This is a genomic window from Streptomyces sp. NPDC058279 (assembly GCF_042881255.1).
Taxonomy (GTDB): Bacteria; Actinomycetota; Actinomycetes; order Streptomycetales; family Streptomycetaceae; genus Streptomyces.
The window spans coordinates 341,153-359,616 of the sequence record NZ_JBHVYA010000001.1 but is presented as its reverse complement, the minus strand read 5'-3'; the positions used below and the strand labels follow the sequence as shown (position 1 = coordinate 359,616).

Annotated in this window: 13 protein-coding genes; 1 reads left to right on the top strand and 12 read right to left on the bottom strand. The window is 73.8% G+C overall.

Features of this window, described 5'->3' with window-relative positions; translation table 11 throughout:
- Window positions 1–372 precede the first annotated feature (372 nt).
- Window positions 373–1,197 (bottom strand): tyrosinase family protein, encoded by an 825-nt coding sequence (locus ACFVXJ_RS01700; RefSeq protein ID WP_389656921.1) that lies wholly within the window; start codon window positions 1,195–1,197, stop codon window positions 373–375.
- Window positions 1,194–1,589 (bottom strand): tyrosinase family oxidase copper chaperone, encoded by a 396-nt coding sequence (locus ACFVXJ_RS01695; RefSeq protein ID WP_389656918.1) that lies wholly within the window; start codon window positions 1,587–1,589, stop codon window positions 1,194–1,196. The genes ACFVXJ_RS01700 and ACFVXJ_RS01695 overlap by 4 nt, the downstream gene beginning before the upstream one ends.
- Window positions 1,590–1,751: 162 nt before the next feature.
- On the opposite strand from ACFVXJ_RS01695, the gene ACFVXJ_RS01690 reads away from it, so the two are divergent.
- Entirely contained in the window at window positions 1,752–2,057 is a 306-nt protein-coding gene (locus tag ACFVXJ_RS01690; RefSeq protein WP_389656915.1) for a protealysin inhibitor emfourin, read from the top strand.
- A 46-nt stretch (window positions 2,058–2,103) separates the two neighbouring features.
- On the opposite strand, the gene hisC is transcribed toward ACFVXJ_RS01690, so the two are convergent.
- From hisC to ACFVXJ_RS01640, 10 genes are all read right to left on the bottom strand, one after another.
- Entirely contained in the window at window positions 2,104–3,171 is a 1,068-nt protein-coding gene (gene hisC, locus ACFVXJ_RS01685; protein WP_389658559.1) for a histidinol-phosphate transaminase, read from the bottom strand.
- 97 nt (window positions 3,172–3,268) lie between these two features.
- Window positions 3,269–4,546, bottom strand: a complete 1,278-nt coding sequence (locus ACFVXJ_RS01680) for an ATP-grasp domain-containing protein (RefSeq protein ID WP_389656912.1) — start codon at window positions 4,544–4,546, stop codon at window positions 3,269–3,271.
- Between the two features lie 56 nt (window positions 4,547–4,602).
- Window positions 4,603–5,442 carry a TauD/TfdA dioxygenase family protein gene (locus tag ACFVXJ_RS01675; RefSeq protein ID WP_389656909.1) on the bottom strand — a complete coding sequence of 280 codons (840 nt, stop codon included), beginning with the start codon at window positions 5,440–5,442 and terminating at the stop codon, window positions 4,603–4,605.
- Window positions 5,424–6,689, bottom strand: coding sequence for an MFS transporter (locus tag ACFVXJ_RS01670; protein WP_389656906.1), 1,266 nt, complete (start codon window positions 6,687–6,689; stop codon window positions 5,424–5,426). Before ACFVXJ_RS01670 ends, ACFVXJ_RS01675 begins: the two co-directional genes overlap by 19 nt.
- Window positions 6,679–8,091 (bottom strand): FAD-binding oxidoreductase, encoded by a 1,413-nt coding sequence (locus ACFVXJ_RS01665; RefSeq protein ID WP_389656903.1) that lies wholly within the window; start codon window positions 8,089–8,091, stop codon window positions 6,679–6,681. Before ACFVXJ_RS01665 ends, ACFVXJ_RS01670 begins: the two co-directional genes overlap by 11 nt.
- Window positions 8,088–8,300 (bottom strand): ferredoxin, encoded by a 213-nt coding sequence (locus ACFVXJ_RS01660; protein ID WP_389656900.1) that lies wholly within the window; start codon window positions 8,298–8,300, stop codon window positions 8,088–8,090. The genes ACFVXJ_RS01665 and ACFVXJ_RS01660 overlap by 4 nt, the downstream gene beginning before the upstream one ends.
- Before the next feature lie 100 nt (window positions 8,301–8,400).
- Window positions 8,401–9,645, bottom strand: coding sequence for a cytochrome P450 (locus ACFVXJ_RS01655; RefSeq protein WP_389656897.1), 1,245 nt, complete (start codon window positions 9,643–9,645; stop codon window positions 8,401–8,403).
- Window positions 9,635–15,829, bottom strand: a complete 6,195-nt coding sequence (locus tag ACFVXJ_RS01650; RefSeq protein WP_389656894.1) for an amino acid adenylation domain-containing protein — start codon at window positions 15,827–15,829, stop codon at window positions 9,635–9,637. The genes ACFVXJ_RS01655 and ACFVXJ_RS01650 overlap by 11 nt, the downstream gene beginning before the upstream one ends.
- Entirely contained in the window at window positions 15,826–16,251 is a 426-nt protein-coding gene (locus ACFVXJ_RS01645; RefSeq protein ID WP_389656891.1) for a nuclear transport factor 2 family protein, read from the bottom strand. The genes ACFVXJ_RS01650 and ACFVXJ_RS01645 overlap by 4 nt, the downstream gene beginning before the upstream one ends.
- Entirely contained in the window at window positions 16,248–18,455 is a 2,208-nt protein-coding gene (locus tag ACFVXJ_RS01640; RefSeq protein WP_389656888.1) for an aminotransferase class III-fold pyridoxal phosphate-dependent enzyme, read from the bottom strand. Before ACFVXJ_RS01640 ends, ACFVXJ_RS01645 begins: the two co-directional genes overlap by 4 nt.
- Window positions 18,456–18,464: the final 9 nt, after the last annotated feature.

Here is an 18,464-nt window from a genome sequence, read left to right as displayed (position 1 = left end):
CAACACCGCTTAGCTTTACTCTTCCCGTGTCTTTTGGGCGTCCGGGTTCCTTCTCCCACACCACAAGCCCCCCCCCCCCCCCCCCCGGGGGGGGGGGGGCGCCCGGGGGCCCCCCCCCCCCCCCGACCCCCGCCCCGGCGATCCTCGGCTTTGGCGGAGAGCCGGCCTTCGCGTTGTACGGAGTGACCCGTGCGGCGCAGCTGCTTGCGCAGGTCCCGCAGGGACCAGGCGCTCCCCTCCGGTGCGCCACCGACGGTGACCTGGTACATCTCCGGAATCACGGTGATTCCCTTCGCCGCCCTCACCGGGGCGCCGCCCAACCGATGAGGCGGCCCGCGGCCGTGCGGGGGCCGCCGGTCGCTCGGGCTGGGCCTACGGCTTGTCGAAGGTGTAGAACCTGCGGTGGTCCAGCATGTCGGCCGGGGTGACGTTGTTCCAGGGGCCCATCGTGGCGTGCAGGTCGATCACGTTCGGCGTCGTGGCGGTGGGTTGGTAGCCGGACTTCGGGTTGCGGGTCTGCCACTCGGCCCACAGCTTGTCGATGTAGGCGTGGTGGAGCCAGAACACCGGGTCGTTGGGGGAGGCGGCGGAGGTCATGTGGCCGCCGACCCACACGTGGACCCGGTTGTGCAGATTGACTCCGCGCCAACCCTCCAGGTGGTTGCGGAACCCGTTCGACGCGCTGTTCCAGGGAGCGGCGTCGTAGACCGGCATGGCCAGCACCGACTCCACGTCGGCTCTGGTCGGCAGCTGTGGGACGCCGGCCCCCAGCACCCGCCGCAGATAGGTCCTCCGGTCCACCCCGACCGTCACGGCCCACTTGCCGCCCGAGTACGCGAAGGGCCCGTCGAGTACCTGACCGTCCCGGCCCAGCCTGGTGCCGCCCATGAAGTCGGACGCCCACAGGGCCGAGTTGGCCTCGCGGTCGGCGGTCCAGTCCCAGTAGGGCAGCGAGACGTTCTTGTCGACCCGCTGCAACGCCGCCTCGAAGTCCAGCAGGAACCGGCGATGCCAGGGCAGGAAGGACGGCGCGCGGTGACCGAGCCGATTGCCGAAGTCCGAGTCGGTCATGAGGTAGTAGTTGTGGGCGTTGACGTACCGGTCGTAGACGCCCGTCCGCTTCAGTTCGAGCACGGCGTTGACGAAGGCGCGCTTCTCGTCGGCGGTCAGCGTGGCCTGGTTCTTGCGAACGGTCACAGCGCTACCTCCTTCGCGACGAACGGGGCGAGTTCGGCGCCCTGGAGTTCGCGGATGGCCGCTCGGGCGGCCGAGATCGGGTCCGGGAAGGTCTGGTAGTGGTTGACGACGGTGACCCAGCTGCCGTCCGCGTTGCCCATCAGGTGCAGCTCGTTGCCGTCGATCTTGACGGTGGGGACTCCGACACCGTGGTGCCCGCCCGGCCCGAACGCGATCTGGATCCGACGCCCTTCGTACGTCTCGTCGATGCCGGCGGTGGGTATGGAGCCGGGCGCACCGGACGCCCCGGCCGCGGGGGCGGGAGCCGACGGGGACGAGCAGGAGGTCAGCCCCAGGGCGGTGACCGCCCCGGCACCTATCCCCAGAGCCTGTCGGCGAGTGATCTTCTTCATGGCTTGAAGAGGTATCAGAAGGTCGGAATCCGAAGATGGTTGGCCCCTGCATTTCACAGGGCCGGGGACACAACTCGGACCACAGCACACCCCTCGCGGACGAAGCAGCGCCGAGGCCCGGTTCCAGGACTTCGCGGACACCTCGCGGTAGGGTGGCGCGCGATGAAGGTGACTCTGGCGACACACGGCGGGCTGGCGGCGGCGAGCCGCCTCCGTGTCCCGCCCAAGGTGCTGGACACGGATTCGCTTCCCGAGCGCGAAGCCGCGGAGCTGGCCGAGTTGGTGGCGGCCGCCGCCGGACCGGCGCCCGAGGCGGACCGACCCGGTCGCGCCATGGATGCCATGAGCTACACGATCACGGTGGAGGACGGCGGCGGTCCTACGGTCCTCAAGCAGTCGGACACCGCCATGACCCCCGCGTTCGCGGCCTTGCTCACGTGGCTGGAGATACACTTCGAGCAGCAGTGACGCCCCGGCCCCGCCGCCCGCCCACGGCGCTGGGCCAGGGCGCGACTCATCCCGTGCGGGTGGCAGCGGTGACGTGGGCCAGGTACTGGGCGGCCGCGGAGAGGAAGGCGTCGTTCTCCTCGGGCAGCCCGACCGTCACGCGCACCCCGTCTCCCGGGAACGCGCGCACCAGTACGTTGTGGCGGGCGCAGAAGTCCGCGAAGTCGACGGCCCGTTCCGCCAGCGGCAGCCACACGAAGTTGGCCTGCGAGGGGGTCGCCGGATGTCCGCCTTGGACCAGCCTGGCGTACAGTCGCCGCCGTTCCCGGACCACCGTCGCCGAGCGGGCGGGGGCCTCGTCGGCGCAGTCGAGCGCGGCGAGGGCGGCCGCCTGGGCGAGCCCGCTGACCGCGAACGGCACGGACACCTTGTGTACCGCGGATACCACCGCGGGTGCGGCCACGCAGTAGCCGACGCGTACTCCGGCCAGTCCGTAAGCCTTCGAGAAGGTGCGGATCACGGCCACGTTCGGACGCTCCCGGGCCAGTGCGACGCCGTCCGGCACGTCGGGGTCGTCCACGAACTCCCGGTACGCCTCGTCCAGTACGACCAGGATCCGTTCCGGCAGACGGTCGAGGAAGTCGACCAGTTCACGCCTGCGTACCGCCGTGCCGGTGGGGTTGTTGGGGTTGCACACGAAGACGACACGGGTGGCCGGGGTGACCGCTTCGAGCATCGCCGCGAGGTCGTGCCGGTGTTCCGCGTCGAGGGGGACGGTGCACACGCGGACTCCGGCGACCCGAGCGAAGACGGGATAGGCGTCGAACGAGCGCCAGGCGCACAGCACCTCGTCGCCAGGGCCGCAGAACGCCTGGATCAGGTCGCGACAGAGGCTGGTCGATCCGCAGCCGACGGCGATCCGGCCCGCGGGGACGGACAGCCCGGACGCCAGCCGGTCCACCAGGGTGTCGGAGAACCACTGGGGATAGCGATGGCCGTCGACGGCGGCGCGGGCGACGGCCTCCACCACCGAGGGTGGCGGCGGCAGCGGGCTCTCGTTGGAGTTGAGCCGGACGGCGTCCGGCGCGGCGGCGGGAATGTTGTAGTCGGGTACGGCGGCCAGGTCGGCGCGCATCGAAACGGCCACGGGGCTCCTCGGGCTCCTCGGTGGTGGCGGGTGGGGTGAGGTGACGGGCGGGGCGGCGGACGGCGCTGTGTCGTCCGTCCTGCGGTCAGTGCGGGGCGAGCAGGAACACGTCGTCGGCCATCCGCCGGATCCGGCGGTGGTCGGCGAGGAGTTCCTCCCGGCTGTCCCCGGTCAGGAAGACGCGCAGCGGACTGGACAGCAGATCGGTGGTGGGGCGCATCCGGTCGCCGGGGGCCAATCGGGGCGTCGCCAGGTGCACCGTCTCCAGGGCGCCGATCCGCGCGAGGGCATCCTCGTCCACGGCCTCGACCACACCGCTTCGGCCGGTTTGTACGTGCACGACCATTCCCTCCCGATGCTTGTCGTACAGGGTGTCGCCGGGGTACCTGCGCGCGAACTCCTCCGGACGTACACAGGCCAGCGCGAGCAGATCGGCCTGGTTCCCGTCCAGGCAGGAGTCGTGGTGGCCCGGGTCCATGAGGCCGTCCAACCGTGCGCCCACCTCGACGAGTACGGGCCCGGCGGCCGTCAGCATGATCTCGGCGTGGGCCGCGCCGAAACGGATGCCCAGCGCGTCCAGAACGGTGTCCAGGTACGCGACGAGGGGCGCGACCTGCGGCGCGTCGGGGTCGAGCAGCACATCGCGGTCGTACACCGGCCGGGACCCGATGAGAGTCTTCTCGTAGCGCCAGACGCCGCACACGCGCCGTCCGGCGCCCGGGACCCTGACGATGTCCACGATGTACTCGGTGCCGTCCAGGAACGACTGCACGAGGACTTCGGTGTTGTGGCGGCCGAAGATGTCGTGGCTGCCGAGGATCTCCCCGACCCCGGCGCGCACCGCGTCCGGATCGTGGCAGACGGAGACCATGTCGGTCGAGGCCGAGCTGAGCGGTTTGACGACCACCGGATACCCGGTGGTCCGCGCCCAGGCGAGCACTTCGTCGAGGTCGTCGGACTTGAGCTGGTCCGCGCACCGGATGCCGGCGGCGCGCAGCGCCTCGATCATGTGGTACTTGTCGCGGCGCAGCGCGGAGGTCGCCGAGGGGTTGCCGGGCACGCCCAGCAGTTCGGCCATCCGGTCGGCCGGCGGGACGCCGGTCTCCTGGCCGGGCAGCACGCCGCAGGGACCGTACGCGGCCAACTCGGCGGCGGTGCGGCCGAGGTCGGAGGAGTCCTGCACCACGTTGGCCCGGTACGGGCGCAGGTCCGGCGGCGGGACGGAGTCCAGGAACGCGGGCGTGCTCTGGAGGTGGACGACGTCCGCGCCGAGCCGCTCGAAGGCGGCGGGCAGGTACTTGCCGACCGAGTAGCCGTCGACGATCACGCCGACGGGGGGCCGGTGGTTGCCGGGAGGGGGCATGGGGGTCCTGTCCTCGGGTGGATGGGGAAGGGCGTCGGGGGAGGGCGCCGGTCGGGTCACGCGGCGGCGACGCTGACCCGGTGGACGGTGCGTCGGATGCCGGGCGGCAGGTCCGTGGCCACGTGGTAGGTGGTGGCGGTCTTCCACAGCAGGAGGTCGTGGGGGGTCCAGCGGTGGGTGTAGGTGTGGTCGGGGTCGGCGAGGAGGGTGTCGACGAGGTCGAAGAACGCCTCGTTCTGGTTGGCGTCGAGGCCGACGACCCGGTCCATGTAGGCCCGGGCCGCGTACAGGAAGCGACGGCCGGTGTGCGGGTCGCGGCGGACCACGGGATGCTCGACGGGCGGGTACTGCCGGGCCACCAGGGCGCGTACCTCGGCGATGGACAGGCCCACGTGCTCGGGGGCGATGCGTTGCTGCTTGGTGAGGGTGTGCAACCCGACGCGGTCGTCGAGCAGTTCCTTCCACTCTTGCGGCAGCCGGTCGTACACGTCGGCGGCGGCGGCGAAGACGGTGTGGCCGCAGTCCTGGGGCACGTTGACGCCGTGCAGCACCGTGTAGGCGGACGGGTCGGCATCGAAGGACGAGTCCTGGTGCCAGAAATGGCCGACGCGCTCGATCCCGACCGGCCGGCCGGCCTTCCGTTCGTTCGAGGAGACGAGGATCTCGGCGAACTCGGGGTGGCGCCAGTCGGCCAGCAGGAAGGGGACGGGGCGGCCGATGCGGGCGGCGAGGTCGATCTGCTGCCGCGGGGTGAGGTCGATGCCGCGGACGACGACGAGGTCGCGTCGGTGCAGGGAGGCGACGATGTCGTCGAAGATCTCGGGGCGGGCCAGCTCGTCGTGGGAGAGGCCGGTGTATTCGACGCCGATGGAGGGGGTCAGGTCGCGCTTGTGCACGGTTTCTCCTTGTGCCAGGTGTACGGGTGGGTGCGGGCGGCGAGGAGCAGCAGGCAGGCGGCGCAGACCGCCGCTCCGGCGACCGCCCACGGGGTTCCCGGGTGGCCGGGGCCGGTGAGGTGCAGGGCGAGTTGCGGGGCGACGATGAAGGCCAGGTTGACGCCGCCGGAGTACAGGCCCATGGTCCGGTCGGCCGCGGGACCGGAGAGTCGGCTGACGTAGTCGAGCAGGCCGGGGAAGACGACGATCTCCCCGGCTGTCCACACGAGGGTGGCGAGGACCAGCGCCGGCCCGGTGGTCGCCAGGGCCATCAGCAGGAAGCCCCCGCCGGCCAGCGCGTATCCGGTCACCAGGGTCGCCAGGTCTCCGACGCGTGCCATCCGGACGTTGAGTGGGACTTCGAAGAGGACGATCCCGAGGGCGTTGACCGTGAAGACGGCGCCGGCCCAGTAGCCGGGCAGGCCGAGCCCGACGATGACGTACCAGGCGGCGAAGACGGAGGGCAGGGCGTAGGCGAGTTGGATGGGCAGCGAAAGGCCGAACACCGTCCAGAAACGGCTGCGTTGGGGCAGTGTCAGCCGGTCCCGGACCCGGCTGCGCCCACCCCGGAGGTTGTCCTGCCGCCCACCCGGTCCGTCGTCCTCCCGTTCGGCCGGACCGTGGTGGGACCGCGCGTCCGAGCGGGAGCGGGCGTGCAGCAAGCCGGCGGCCGCCAGCACGCACAAGGCGTTGGTCCAGAACACGGCGTACGAGTCGATCGCGAAGACCAGCGCGCCGATCAGGGGGCCGGCGGCCAGACCGAGGTTGATCGCGAGGCGGTAGCAGGAGAAGGCGACCTTGCGCTGCTCGGGCCGTGATCCGGCGATGGTCGCCGCGTACGCGGCGGGGGTGACGATCTCGTACGCGAACCCCCACACCGACACCCCCGCGACGAGCGCCGGTAGGCCGCGCAGCAGCGGTACCACCGCGACCGCGGCGGCGCCCAGCAGGAACCCGCCCCGCATCAGGGCGTGCGGGTGCAGCCGGCCGAGGAGCCGGCCGGCGGCGAGGTCGGCGACCAGGGCGCCCACGCCGAAGGCGGTGACGGTCAGGCCGGCGGACGCCGCGTCCAGTCCGCCGCCGCGCAGGAGGTGGGGGGTGAGGAAGGGGTAGGCCATGGTGCCGGTGCGGAAGACCAGGGTGGTCAGGAACAGCGTGCGCAGGGGTGGTGCGAGCCCGGCCACCGTCCGCCAGGTCTCAGCTATCACGGTGGGCCCCGGCCGCCGCCCGTCGCGTCAGCATGCCTCCGGGGTTGAACAGACCTGCCGGGTCGAGGGTGTCCTTGACCGCGCGGTGCACGCGCAGGCCCACCGGACCCAACTCCCGCTCCAGCCATTTCTGTTTGAGTTTGCCGACGCCGTGTTCGCCGGTGATCGTCCCGCCGAGGGAGAGGGCGAGGGCGAGGATCGCATCGAAGGCCACGCGGGCGCGTGCGTACTGGTCGGTGCTGGAGCGGTCGTAGAGGACGGTGGGGTGCATGTTGCCGTCACCGGCGTGGCCCACGACCGCGACCGTCAGTCCGGCGTCCTCGCCTATCCGCGTGCAGCCTTCGATGAGTTCGGCGATGCGGGTACGGGGCACGGCGACGTCCTCGGTCATGCAGGCGCCCCGGGCCTCCAGGGCGGCGAGGCTCACCCGGCGGGCGCGCAACAGCAGGGCGCCCTCCGCCGCGTCCTGCGTGGCGTGCGTGTAGGCGGCGCCGGCCTCTCGGAACAGCCTCTCGAGTTGGGCGAGTTCGGCCTCGCGCGCGGCTCCCGGCGCATCGGACTGGCACAGCAGCAGGGTCTGGTCCCCCGGGCCGGTCAGGTCGGTGCCGAGGTAGGCGGAGGAGGCCCGCAGCGAGGTCGCGTCCATGATCTCCATGAGGGAGGGCACCAGGCCGGCCCGTACGACCCGGTTGACGCTGGCGCCCGCCCGGGCCACCGAGTCGAAGGCGGCGATGACGGTGCCGGGCGCGGCGGGCAGTGGGCGCAGCGCGAGGGTGGCCCGCGTGATGACGCCGAGCGTGCCCTCGCTGCCGACGAGGAGGCGGGTGAGGTCGTAGCCGGCGACGCCCTTGACGGTGCGGCGGCCGGTCCGCAGCAGGGAACCGTCGGCGAGGACGGCTTCCAGGCCCAGGACGTAGTCGCCGGTGACCCCGTACTTGCCGCAGCACAGGCCGCCGGCGTTGGTCGCGAGGTTGCCGCCGAGGGTGCAGGTGTCGAGGCTGGACGGGTCGGGCGGGTAGAACAGGCCGTGGCCGGAGGCGGCCGTCTTCAAATCCTGGTTGACGACGCCGGGTTCCACGACCGCGAGCCGGTTGTCGGGGTCGAGTTCGAGGATGCGGTTCATCCTGGTGGTGGCCAGGACGACGCAGCCGTCGACGGCGTTGGCGGCCCCGGTCAGCCCGGTGCCGGCGCCGCGGGGCACGATCGGGACGCCGGCCGCCGCGCAGGCCCGCACGCAGGCCCGGACCTGATCGGTCGAAGTGGGCAGGACGACCGCGAGCGGCCGGCCGTACGGGGCGAGCGGCATCATGTCGTGCGCGTACCCGGCGGTGGCCGCCGCGGAGGTGATCAGTGCGCCGTCGCCCACGGCGGAGCGCAGGGCGGCCAGCAGGCCGGGGCTCATGCCGTCCGTCCGTCGGGCCCGGCGACGAGGATGGCCCGGGCGGGACACAGGTCGGCGGCCTCGTGGACCGAATCGGCCAGGGACGCTGCCGGTTCGGGGTCCAGCAAGAGGACGATGCCGTCGCTCTCGTCCTGGTCGAAGACCTCGGGGGCGGACAGCACGCAGTGGCCGGCGCCGACGCAGCGCTCGGGATCGAGGGTGACCTTCACGGGGTCGGCTCCTTCGGGGCACAGGGACATGGGGGCACGGGACAAAAGGGAGGGGGACCGGGGGCGGGGGAGGGCGGTTGCCGGCAAGGGGGCCGGGGCCTCACCAGGTCACGGGCAACGCGTGGACCCCGTAGACGGCCATGTCGGACTTGAAGCGGATCTCCTCGACGGGCACGGCGGTGCGCAGCGTCGGAATCCGGCGTGCCACGGCGGCATAGACCTCCTGGAGTTCCACCCGGGCCAGCGACTGGCCCATGCACTGGTGGGATCCGAACCCGAAGGCGAGGTGCCCCCGGGCGTGGGCCGAGGGGGCGAACTCCTCGCCGGCCGGGAAGCGTTCCGGGTCTCTGTTGGCGACGTTGATCGCGGCGACCACACCCTCCCCGGCCCGGACCAGATGGCCGCCGACCTCGACGTCCTCGACGGCGATCCGGCGGATGCCGCGTTGGACGACGGTGAGGTGGCGCAGCATCTCCTCGACGGTCGCGGCGAGGAGTACGGGGTCCTCGCCGGCGCGGAGGGCGGCGAAGTGCGCGGGGTGGCGCAGCAGGGTCAGCACGCCCAGGGAGATCATGTTGGCGGTGGTGTCGTGTCCCGCGGTGAGCAGGAGCAGTGCCATCGCGGCCAGCCCGCGGCAGGTCATGGACCCGTCGGGCAGGTGCCGGGCCGCCATCCGACCGATGAAGTCGTCCGTCGGGCGCAGTGCGCGGGCGGTCACCAGTTCCTCCAGGTAGTCCTGAAGTGACTGGCGGGCCGCGGCGGCGCTCTCGGTGCTGCCCGCCACCACGTTCATGGTGTGGGTCAGGTCGCGGAAGAACTCGCGGTCCTCGAAGGGCACGCCGAGGAACTCGCAGATGACGGTGAGCGCGACGGGCAGCGCCAGGTCGGCCACCAGGTCGGCCTCGGTGCCGCGCAGCATCCCGTCGAGACACCCGTCGACGACGGCGCGCACGGCGGGCCGCCACCGCTCGGCCGCCTTGACGGTGAACTCGCCCAGGACGAGGCGTCGTACGGCGTCGTGCCGCGGGTTGTCCATGACCAGCAGCGTCGGTTCCACGGCCGTCTCGGCGAGGGCGACGGCGCTGGACAGCGGGTAGCCGGGGCGGCTCTTGTCGGCGCTGAACCGCGGGTCGGACAGGACGGCGCGGGCGTCCTCGAAACGGGTGAACAGCCAGGGCCGGACGCCGTTCCACAGCGTCACCCGGGGCACGGCGCCCGCGTCCCGGACGGCGGTGACCTCCCGGGGCGGGGCGAACGGACACTGCCGGTCCATGGGGTACCGCAGCCCGGTCGTCGAGCCGGTCTTGGCGTCGGTCTTCGGGTCGGTCTTCGGGTCAGTCGTCATGGGCGCTCCGGTCGAGGTTCTGCCACCAGCCGCCGACCAGGGCGTCGTCCAAGGCGGGCGCGGTGATGCCGAGGGCGCGCAGGGCGGCGAGGGTGGTGTCGTTGCGGTGGTCGAGGCGGCCCGCGCCCGGGTTGTCGCGGAGGTCCCGCAGGTGCTCGCGGTATGCCAGCGCGGGCAGGGCGGCGCCGGCGGCCACGGCCTCGTCCATGCGGCACAGCCACGCGTCGAGGGGGACGGCGCGGGTGGTCCGGCCGGTGCGCCGGTCGTACACGGCGACCAGCTCCGACAGCGGGGTGCGCCGCGGATGGTGCAGGTGGTGGACGGCGCCCGGCTCGCCTTCGGCGAGGGCCAAGGCCACCAGGGCGCGGGCCATGGTGTCCACGGGCAGTGCGTCCGTGGCCAGCCGCGGGTCGTCGGGATGGCAGCCCAGGGCAGTGGAGGTGAGCAGCAGGCGGCTGAGGAAGTCGTCGTGGCTGACGGCTCCCGTCGTGCTCCCGCCGGCCCGGCCGAGCCGGTAGATCCGCGCGTCGGCGCCCCGGTCGAGGGCCTGGGCCACGAGGTGTTCCGCGGCCCATTTGGCCGCCGCGTAGCCGCGGCCGCGCGGGTGCCGTTCACCGGCCGCCGAGGTGGCCTCGGTGATGGTGCGCGGTGGTGCGCCGTGGGGGCCGTCCCGGAACACCCCGAGGGTGGAGATGTGGTGGAAGCGGGCCGGTCGTCCCTCCGCGCAGATCCGCAGGAGTTCCGCGGTGCCGCGGACGTTGGCGTCCGCCAGGTGCTGGTAGCCGGACAGGTGGTGGACCTCGGCGCCCACGTGCAGGACGGTGCCCGCTCCGCGGACCTCGTCGTGCCACCGGGTGCCCTCCAGGCCGAGGCCGGGCAGGGAGAGGTCGCCGGGGACGGCGACGATCCGAGGGTCCGCCGGGTCGTGGCGCAGCCCGTGGCGGCGCAGGGCGGCGGTCAGCCGGGCGCGGGCGGCCTCGGGGTCGGCGGCCCGGACCAGGCACAGGATCGGGCCCGTGGCGCGGTCCAACAGTTCCGCCAGTACATGGGAGCCGACGAATCCGGTGCCCCCGGTGAGCAGGACGCGGTCGTGGGGGTGGGGCGGGCCGGGCCGGGCGGTGAAGACCACGCCGGTAGGGAGGGGCGCGTCCTCGGGGCCCACCGGTGTGGCCGCCGGGACGGCTCCCCGCAGCCGGTGGGCCACCGCGCGCAGGGTCGGCGCGGCGAGGAAGTCGGCGACGGCGATCCGGATGCCGTACTCGCGCTCGATGCGGCCGAGAAGCCGGACGACCCGCAGGGAGTGCCCCCCGAGCGCGAAGAAGTCGTCCTCCGGGGAGCCCGCGGGGCCGCCCAGGATCTCGGCCCACAGGGCCGCCAGCCGCCGCTCGGTGTCGTTCGCCGGGCCGTCCGGGGCGGAGGCGCCGGCGGGCCGCGGCTGCCGCCTGAGCACGGCCAGTCGGGCCGCGAGCGCCGGGCGGTCCGCCTTGCCGTGGCTGCCGGTCGGCAGGGCGGGGAGGGCGACGGCCAGGCGCGGCACCATGTGGTCGGGCAGCAGCCGGGTCAGGTGGGCGCGGGCCTCGTGCGGCGTGGCCCGCCCCACGTAGCCCACGGCGAGTTCGGCGTCGGGTCCGGCGCCGAGGAGCACCGCGACGGCTTCCCGAACCTCGGGGTGTCGGGCGAGGGCGGCCTCGATCTCCCCGAGCTCGATGCGGAATCCGCGCAGCTTGATCTGGTGGTCGAGCCGCCCGAGGTAGTCGATGGCGCCGTCGGGCAGCCTCCGTACCCGGTCTCCCGTGCGGTAGCACCGCCCGGCGTGACCGAGCGCGGGATGGGCGGTGAACAGCCGGTCCGTCTGCGCGGGATCGTTGTGGTAGCCGGCGCCGAGCCCGGCGCCCGACAGCCACAGTTCGCCGGGTACGCCGGTGGCGCTGAGCCGTCCGTGACGGTCGACGACGTGGGCGGCCGTACCGGGCAGGGCGCTGCCGACCGGGACCCGGGCTCCGCTGTCGTCGGGAAGCGCCTGGTGCGTCGTCGCGAGGATCGCCGCCTCGGTGGGGCCGTATCCGTTGATGACGACCCGGTCCCGGGCGAAATGGCGGGTGTCGTGCAGGTCCGCGGGTTCGCCGGCGACGAGGAGGACGCGTACGGAGGCCAGATCGGGCCGGTCCAGGGCGCGCAACAGGGAGGGGACGGTCACCATGACGGTCACCCCGGCGGCGCGCAGGGTACGGGTGAGGGCGTCGCGGTCGGTCCGGGTCGCGTCGTCCGCGTAGACCAGGGTGGCGCCGCTGACCAGCGGCATGAACTGCTCGAAGGCGGCCACGTCGAAGCCGGGCGAGGTCAACTGGAGCCAGACGTCGGCGGCGGTGAACGGGTGCCGGGCGAGGCAGCCGAGCAGGGTGTTGGCGACCGCCCGGTGCGGGACGCCGACGCCACGGGGCCGGCCCGTGCTGCCGGAGGTGTAGATGAGGTACGCCGCCGCACCGGGATCGGCCGGCGCGGACGCCGGACCGGTCGCCGCACCGGGGGCGGTGAGCGCCTCGACGTCCAGGACGGGCGGTCCGGGCCGAGGGTTCGGGCCGTGCGGGAACAGCGTGTCGGCGGTGTCCTTGGCACAGACCAGCGCGCCGGCGCCGGCGTCCGCGACGCAGTGGCGCAGCCGCTCGGCGGGGTACGCCGGATCGAGCGGGACGTAGGCGGCGCCGGTCTTCAGGACCCCGAGGAGGGTGGTGACGAGCAGCGGGGACCGCTCCAGGCACACGGCGACGTGGTGGCCGGGCCGGATGCCCCGGGCGCTCAGGCGGGCGGCCACGGTGTCGGAAAGGCGGTCGAGTTCCGCGTAGGTGAGGCTGGTGCCCGGCCCGACCACCGCGGTCTTGTGCGGGCGGAGGGCGGCCTGCCGGGCGACGAGGGCGGTGAGGGTGGTGTCGGTGCCCTCCGGCGCCGGTTCCGGCCCGCGGCACAGGCGCTCGTACTCTCCCGGCTCGAACAGCGTCACGTCCCGGAGGGTCGGGTCGCCGTCCGTGAGGCGGTCGAGCACGGCGGCCACCTGGCCCGCGAGCCTCCGGGCCGTGACACGACGGTAGAGGTCGGTGCTGAACTCCACCTCGACATCGAGACAGTCGCCCACCTCCTGGAAGGTGAAGGCCAGCTCGAATGTGGCGGTGTCGCGGTCCCCGGTCTCCCACGGGGCCACCCGCGCGTCGGGCAGGTCCAGCGAACGCGCGTGTCGTTGACGGTAGTTGACGACGGCCTGGAACGGTACGGCGGCGCGCGCGGCGGTGGCCGGCGCCAGTTCCCGTCCCACCGTCTGGAAGGGCACGTCCTGGTGGCGCAGGGCCCGGGTACAGGCGGCCCGGATCCGACCGAGCAGGGTGGCGACGGTGGTGGTGGCGTCCGCCTCGACGCGCACGGGCAGCAGGTTGACGAAACAGCCGATGAGGTGCTGCGCGCCCGCCCGATTCCGGCCGGCGGTGAGGGTGCCCAGGGTCAGGGTGTCGCGTTCGGCGTGCGCGGCCAGGACGGTGTAGACCCCGGCCAGGCACAGCATGTACGGGCTGACGCCGTGCCGGCGGGCGGCCTCCGCCTGGCGGGCGCACTGCTCGGGACCGATCCGCAGCCGCACCCGGTCGCCGGCGCCGCTGAGCACCGCCGGCCGCGGTCGGTCGGTGACGAGGTCGAGGGCCGCCGCGCCGCCGTCGAGCGCACCGCGCCAGAACTCCGTAGCGGAAGTCAGCAGTTCGGGCGGCGGGGCGAGGGCGCGACGCAGGTGGTCGGGGTAGGTCGGGCGAAGCGGCGGCAGGGCGTCGGCGTCGCGGGTGTCCGGGTCCGCATACAGGGTGGACAGTTCGGCGAGGAAGAGGTCAAGGGACCAGTCGTCGGCGATGGCGTGGTGGATGGCGAAGTGGACCAGGGCGCGGTCGTGGCCGAGGGTGAGTACCAGGGAGCGCAGCAGCGGGGTGCCCTCGGGGACCGGGTCGGCGGCCGTCTCCTCGGCGACGAGGACGCGGGCCCGGGTCTCACGGTCCTCGGTCGGGATGCCGGTGAGGTCGAGGTGGCGCATCGTGGCGCCCGGGTCGGCGGACAGGCGCTGTCGCCAGCCGTCGGCGTCGCGGCGCACCACGGTCCGCAGGGCGGCCTGCCGCCGTCCCAGCCGGTCGAGCGCCTCCCGGAGCCGTGCGAGGTGCAACGGCCCCTCGATGAGGAAGGCACGGGAGATGACGTAACGCGCCGGGCTTCCGGCGGCCTCCTGCTCGAACCAGATCCCCTCCTGTCCGGCCGACAGCGGCAGCCAATCGGTGTCGGCCCGCGCGGGCACCGCCGGGGCGACGGCCCATTCGGCAGTGGCTACGGACGCCTCCGTCGCGGCGGCCACCCGGGCGGTCAGGGCCCGGATCGTCCGGGCCTCGAAGAGATCGGCGAGCGTCAGGGCCACGCCCTGGTCGCGTTCCAGACGGGCCAGGATCGCCATGGCGGACAGGGAGTCGCCGCCCGCGGCGAAGAAGTCGGCGTCCGGGCCGGCGGCCTTGCCGAGCACGGCTTCCCAGTGCGCGGTGACGGCCTGTCGGGCGCCACCGCCCGGCGCCCGGCGGGCCTCCGTGTCGCGGGCCGCCGCCTCGGTTCCGCGGGCCGCCTGCTCCGCGAGGGCGGCGAGCCGCCGGCGGTCCGGCTTGCCGTTGGCGGTGGTGGGCAGCGCCGTCAGGACGGTGACTACCGCGGGTACCGCCGGTGCGGCCAGGCGCCGGGCGGCATGCGCGGCGAGGACGCCCCGGCCGTCGCCCTGGAGCGCACTGTCCGGCGCCAAGACCACGAAGGCCGCCAGCCGACGACTGTCCGCGGTGCCGTACGGGACCGCGACGGCCTCCCGAACCGCCGGGTGGTCCAGCAGCGCCCGTTCGGTCTCCACGGGTTCGACCCGGTGGCCGCGGATCTTGACCTGGTCGTCGAACCGCCCGAGGAAGGCGAGTTCACCGCCGGGCAGCACCCGTACCCGGTCGCCCGTCAGATAGGCGGTGCGGCCGGGCCGGCCGGGCTCGGGGATGAAACGCTCGGCCGTCAGCCCGGGCCGGCCGAGGTAGCCGCGGGCCACGCCGGGGCCGCCGACGCAGAGCTCTCCCGCCTCGCCGGGCGCGACCGGAGTGCGGTCCGGGCGCAGCACGTGGGCGGTGGCACCGCCGAACGGGCGGCCGATCGGCACCTCCCGCAGGCCGCCGTCCCAGTCCTCCGGCCCGTCCAGTATCTGCCAGCACGCGTAGACGGTGGTCTCCGTCGGACCGTAGCCGTTGACGATCCGGCAACCGGGCAGCTCGCGCAGGGCGGTGCGCACCGCGTGGACATCGGCCCGGTCGCCGCCGGAAACGCAGAGCCGCAGCCCGCGCAGATCGGCCGTGATGTGCTCCATCGCCAGCCGGAACAGGGGTGCGGCGAGCCGGAGCACGCTCACCCCGTGCCGGGCGCATTCCCGACCGATCTCGTGCACGCCGGGCCGTTCGGCCCGCGGCAGGACGAGCCGTGCGCCGTTCAGCAGCGCCCCCCAGATCTCGAAGACCGACGGGTCCACGTGGAGCGGGGCGAGTTGCAGGACGACGTCGGCGGGGCCGAGCCCGGCCTCCGGGGCGTGCGCCAGCGCGAGGACCGAGCGGTGTGCGACCTGGACGCCCTTGGGCGTGCCGGTGCTGCCCGAGGTGTGGATGACGTACGCCAGGGAGTCCGGGCCCTGCCCCGAGCCCATTGCCGGTACGGCGTACGGGGGCTGCGCGCCGGGCTCCGGCGCGTGCTCCTCGACGGGCAGCACCGTCACACCGGACGGCAGCACGGCCCGCAGGCGCGGGACGTCCCGCTCGGCGGCGAACACCGTGCGCAGGAGGCTGTCGGCGACGAGGGCGCGGATCCGCTCGTCGGGAGCGTCGGGGTCGAGCGGCAGGTACGCGGCCCCGGCCAGCACCGTTCCGAGCAAAGTGGCGATCGTGCCGACCGAGCGTCCGGCGCATATCCCGATGGGCTCGTCGGGGGCCGCCCGGCCGTCGAGTCGGCGCGCGACCGCGGCGGCCCGGGCCGCGAGCTCGCGGTAACCGATCCGGAGGTCGCCGTGGACGAGGGCGATGCGGTGGGGATGGGCCCGGGCCACGGTGGTGAAGGCCGCGCCGAGCGAGGTGGCGCCGGGGGAGGTGGCGGGAGCGTTCACGGCGTCGAGGTCACCTCCAGCGGCGCGCGTTCCAGGGCCTCGACGACGGCGGCGGTGTCGTAGAGGTCCAGGTACCGCGAGATGAGCCCGTCCCGGACGGTGAAGACGTTCATCCACTGGGCCTCGTAGCGCGCGCCGTTGGCCAGGACCAGGGTCCGGCTCAGGCCCAGCACGACGACCCGGTCCCCGGCGTCCAGGTAGTCGTACGCCGTGCATTCCTGCACCTCGATCAGCTCGCGGACGACGGCGAAGAACTCCCGGAAGCCCGCGACACCGCGGTACACACCGGCCCAGGGCAGCGAGGCGGGGCCGTGGTAGACCCACTCGAAGTCCGGGGCCAGCAGCGGCTCGATGTCACCCAGCCGACCCTCTTCGAAGAGCCGGAAGAACCGGCGGATCACTTCGACGTTCTGCGTGCTCATGTCGTGCTCCTCGGTTTCGCGGGCATGCGGGACGGGCGCGGGGCCGGCCGCCGGGACAGGCGTTGCCCGAGGCGGAACAGCGCCGCCCGGCCCAGCAGGCGGACCGGCCCGGTGCGGGAGAGCCGGCGGGCGCCGAGCATGACCTGGCGGATCTCCCGCTCCGTCGCGGTCAGCGGCAGCAGGAAGACGTCGTAGACGACGAAGGCGCGGGCGCGGGTGATCCACCACACGATGAGCGCGTACGTCATCCACTCGCCCTCCGGATCGACGAAGCGGCCGAGCGGCCCGGGCACCCGGGGCTCCAGCCTGCCCAGCAGGCCCTCGGCGAAGCGGCGGCCGACGACGCCGCGCGGGCCGGCGTCCAGGGCGGCGAGCCCGGTGCGCACCGTCCGGGACAGGGCCCGGACGTGTTCGGGCAGACCGAGCGCGTCTACCTGGGCGATGGCCTGAAGGGCGAAGTGCGCGCCCAGCGCGTGGGCGTGGTGGGTGCGCAGCTCCTCGACCAGCCGCGGGTTGGTCGCGCGGGCGGCGTCGTACACCTCCTGGGAGACGAGGGCGGCGCCGGTCGGGAAGCAGCCGTAGCTCAGCGCCTTGGACAGGCTCATGAGGTCGACGTGGGGGAGCCGGCCGTGGTGGGCGAAGCGGGTGCCACAGCGGTAGTACGACGTCAGGACCTCGTCCACGCCGATGAGGTAGCCGTGGGCGGTCCGGCCCTCGGTGACGGCGTCCAGGAGCGGCCCCGGGATCGGCGCGTAGGCGTCGGAGCTGCCGTGGACCAGCTCGATCCACACCAGTGCGACGGCGCCGCCGGCCACCTCCGCGCGGAACTCGTCCACCGCGTGCGGGGTAAAGGGGTCGATGTAGCGGATGTCGTCGTAGAGGGGCCCGAAGGGGGCGCGCGTACGCTCGGCGGCGGTGGCCAGCAGCGAGACGAGCGTCTTGCCGCCGTAGTTGTGCTTGAAGACGACGATCCGCCGCTGCCGGGGGCGGGCGAGGCGGGCCAGGGTGAGCGCGCTCTCCACCGCGGAGGCTCCGCTGACGGCGGGGAAGGCGCGGGGCAGACCGGTCTCTTCGGCCAGGACCCCTTCCAACTCGCGGACGTGGTCGCGGGCGGGGTCGTGGCGGCGTACGACCTCGGTCAGCGCGTCGGTGGGGTTGTGGCCGGCCACGCCGAGCCCGGCCCCGCACAACCCGTCCACCAGGTCCAGTTCGCGGCCGGAGTCGAGGCGGACGGTGAGCCGGGAGCCCTTGGCACGTACGACGTTCAGCGCGCCGTGCAGTTTGCGGTGCATGCGGACCGTCATCGGGTTCACGTGCCGGGCGTAGAGGTCGAGGGTGGCCCGGCGGTCGGCGGCGGCCTCGGCGAGCCGGCGGTGCACGGGGGCACCTGCGTCCCAGCGGGGCAGCAGCCGCGCGATGACGGCGCGCATCGCGACGGTGTTGCCGCCGTAGGTGTTGGAGTGCAGGAAGCCGGTCTTCGGCGTGGTCCACGGCGCGAACGTGTCGTGGGTGCCGGTGAAGGCGCCGAAGGGGACCTCGTGGCCCGTCAGGGACTCGCCGAGGACGACGAGGTCGGGGCGCAGGGCGCTGACGGCGGGGACGGCCGGGCTGTCGGGGGCGATGTCGCTGAGGTCCACCGCGATCCGGGCCCCGGTGGCCCGGGCGCGGCGGGCGAGTTCCGTGACGGCGTCGAGGGCGCTCCGGTCGAGCCGTTCGGGGGCCCGTACGAGGAGCCCGCACACGGCCGTGTCGCGCAGGGCCGCGCCCAGTTCGGCGACGGTGGCGTGGCTCAGGAGGCCGGGGACGAGGGCGCGGTCGGGGCCTTCGCCGAGCGGGTCGGCGCGGCGGGTGAGCGTGCCGTCCGGGTCCAGGACCAGGACGCGACCCCGGTGGGTCGCCGATGTCGCGGCGGCCCGGTGGCGCAGGAGCTTGACGGCGCCGTGCAGGGCCTCGTAGCGGGAGTTGGCGAAGAAACTGCGGTAGTCGGCGTCGGAGTCGGAATCGGCGGGGCGGACGCCCAACTCCCGGACGAACTCGCTGATCAGATGGCCGGCTTGGGCGGCCTCCGTGGTCACGAACCAGGAGGGCATCGCGAACACCGGCTGTTCCTGGGCGATGAGTTCGGCCAGGATGCCGAGGGTCTGCGGGCCGGCCGGGCGCAGGTGCGGCTCGGGGCCGGTGGTGGCGGGAGGGTTCGGGGGCATGGTGCCGTC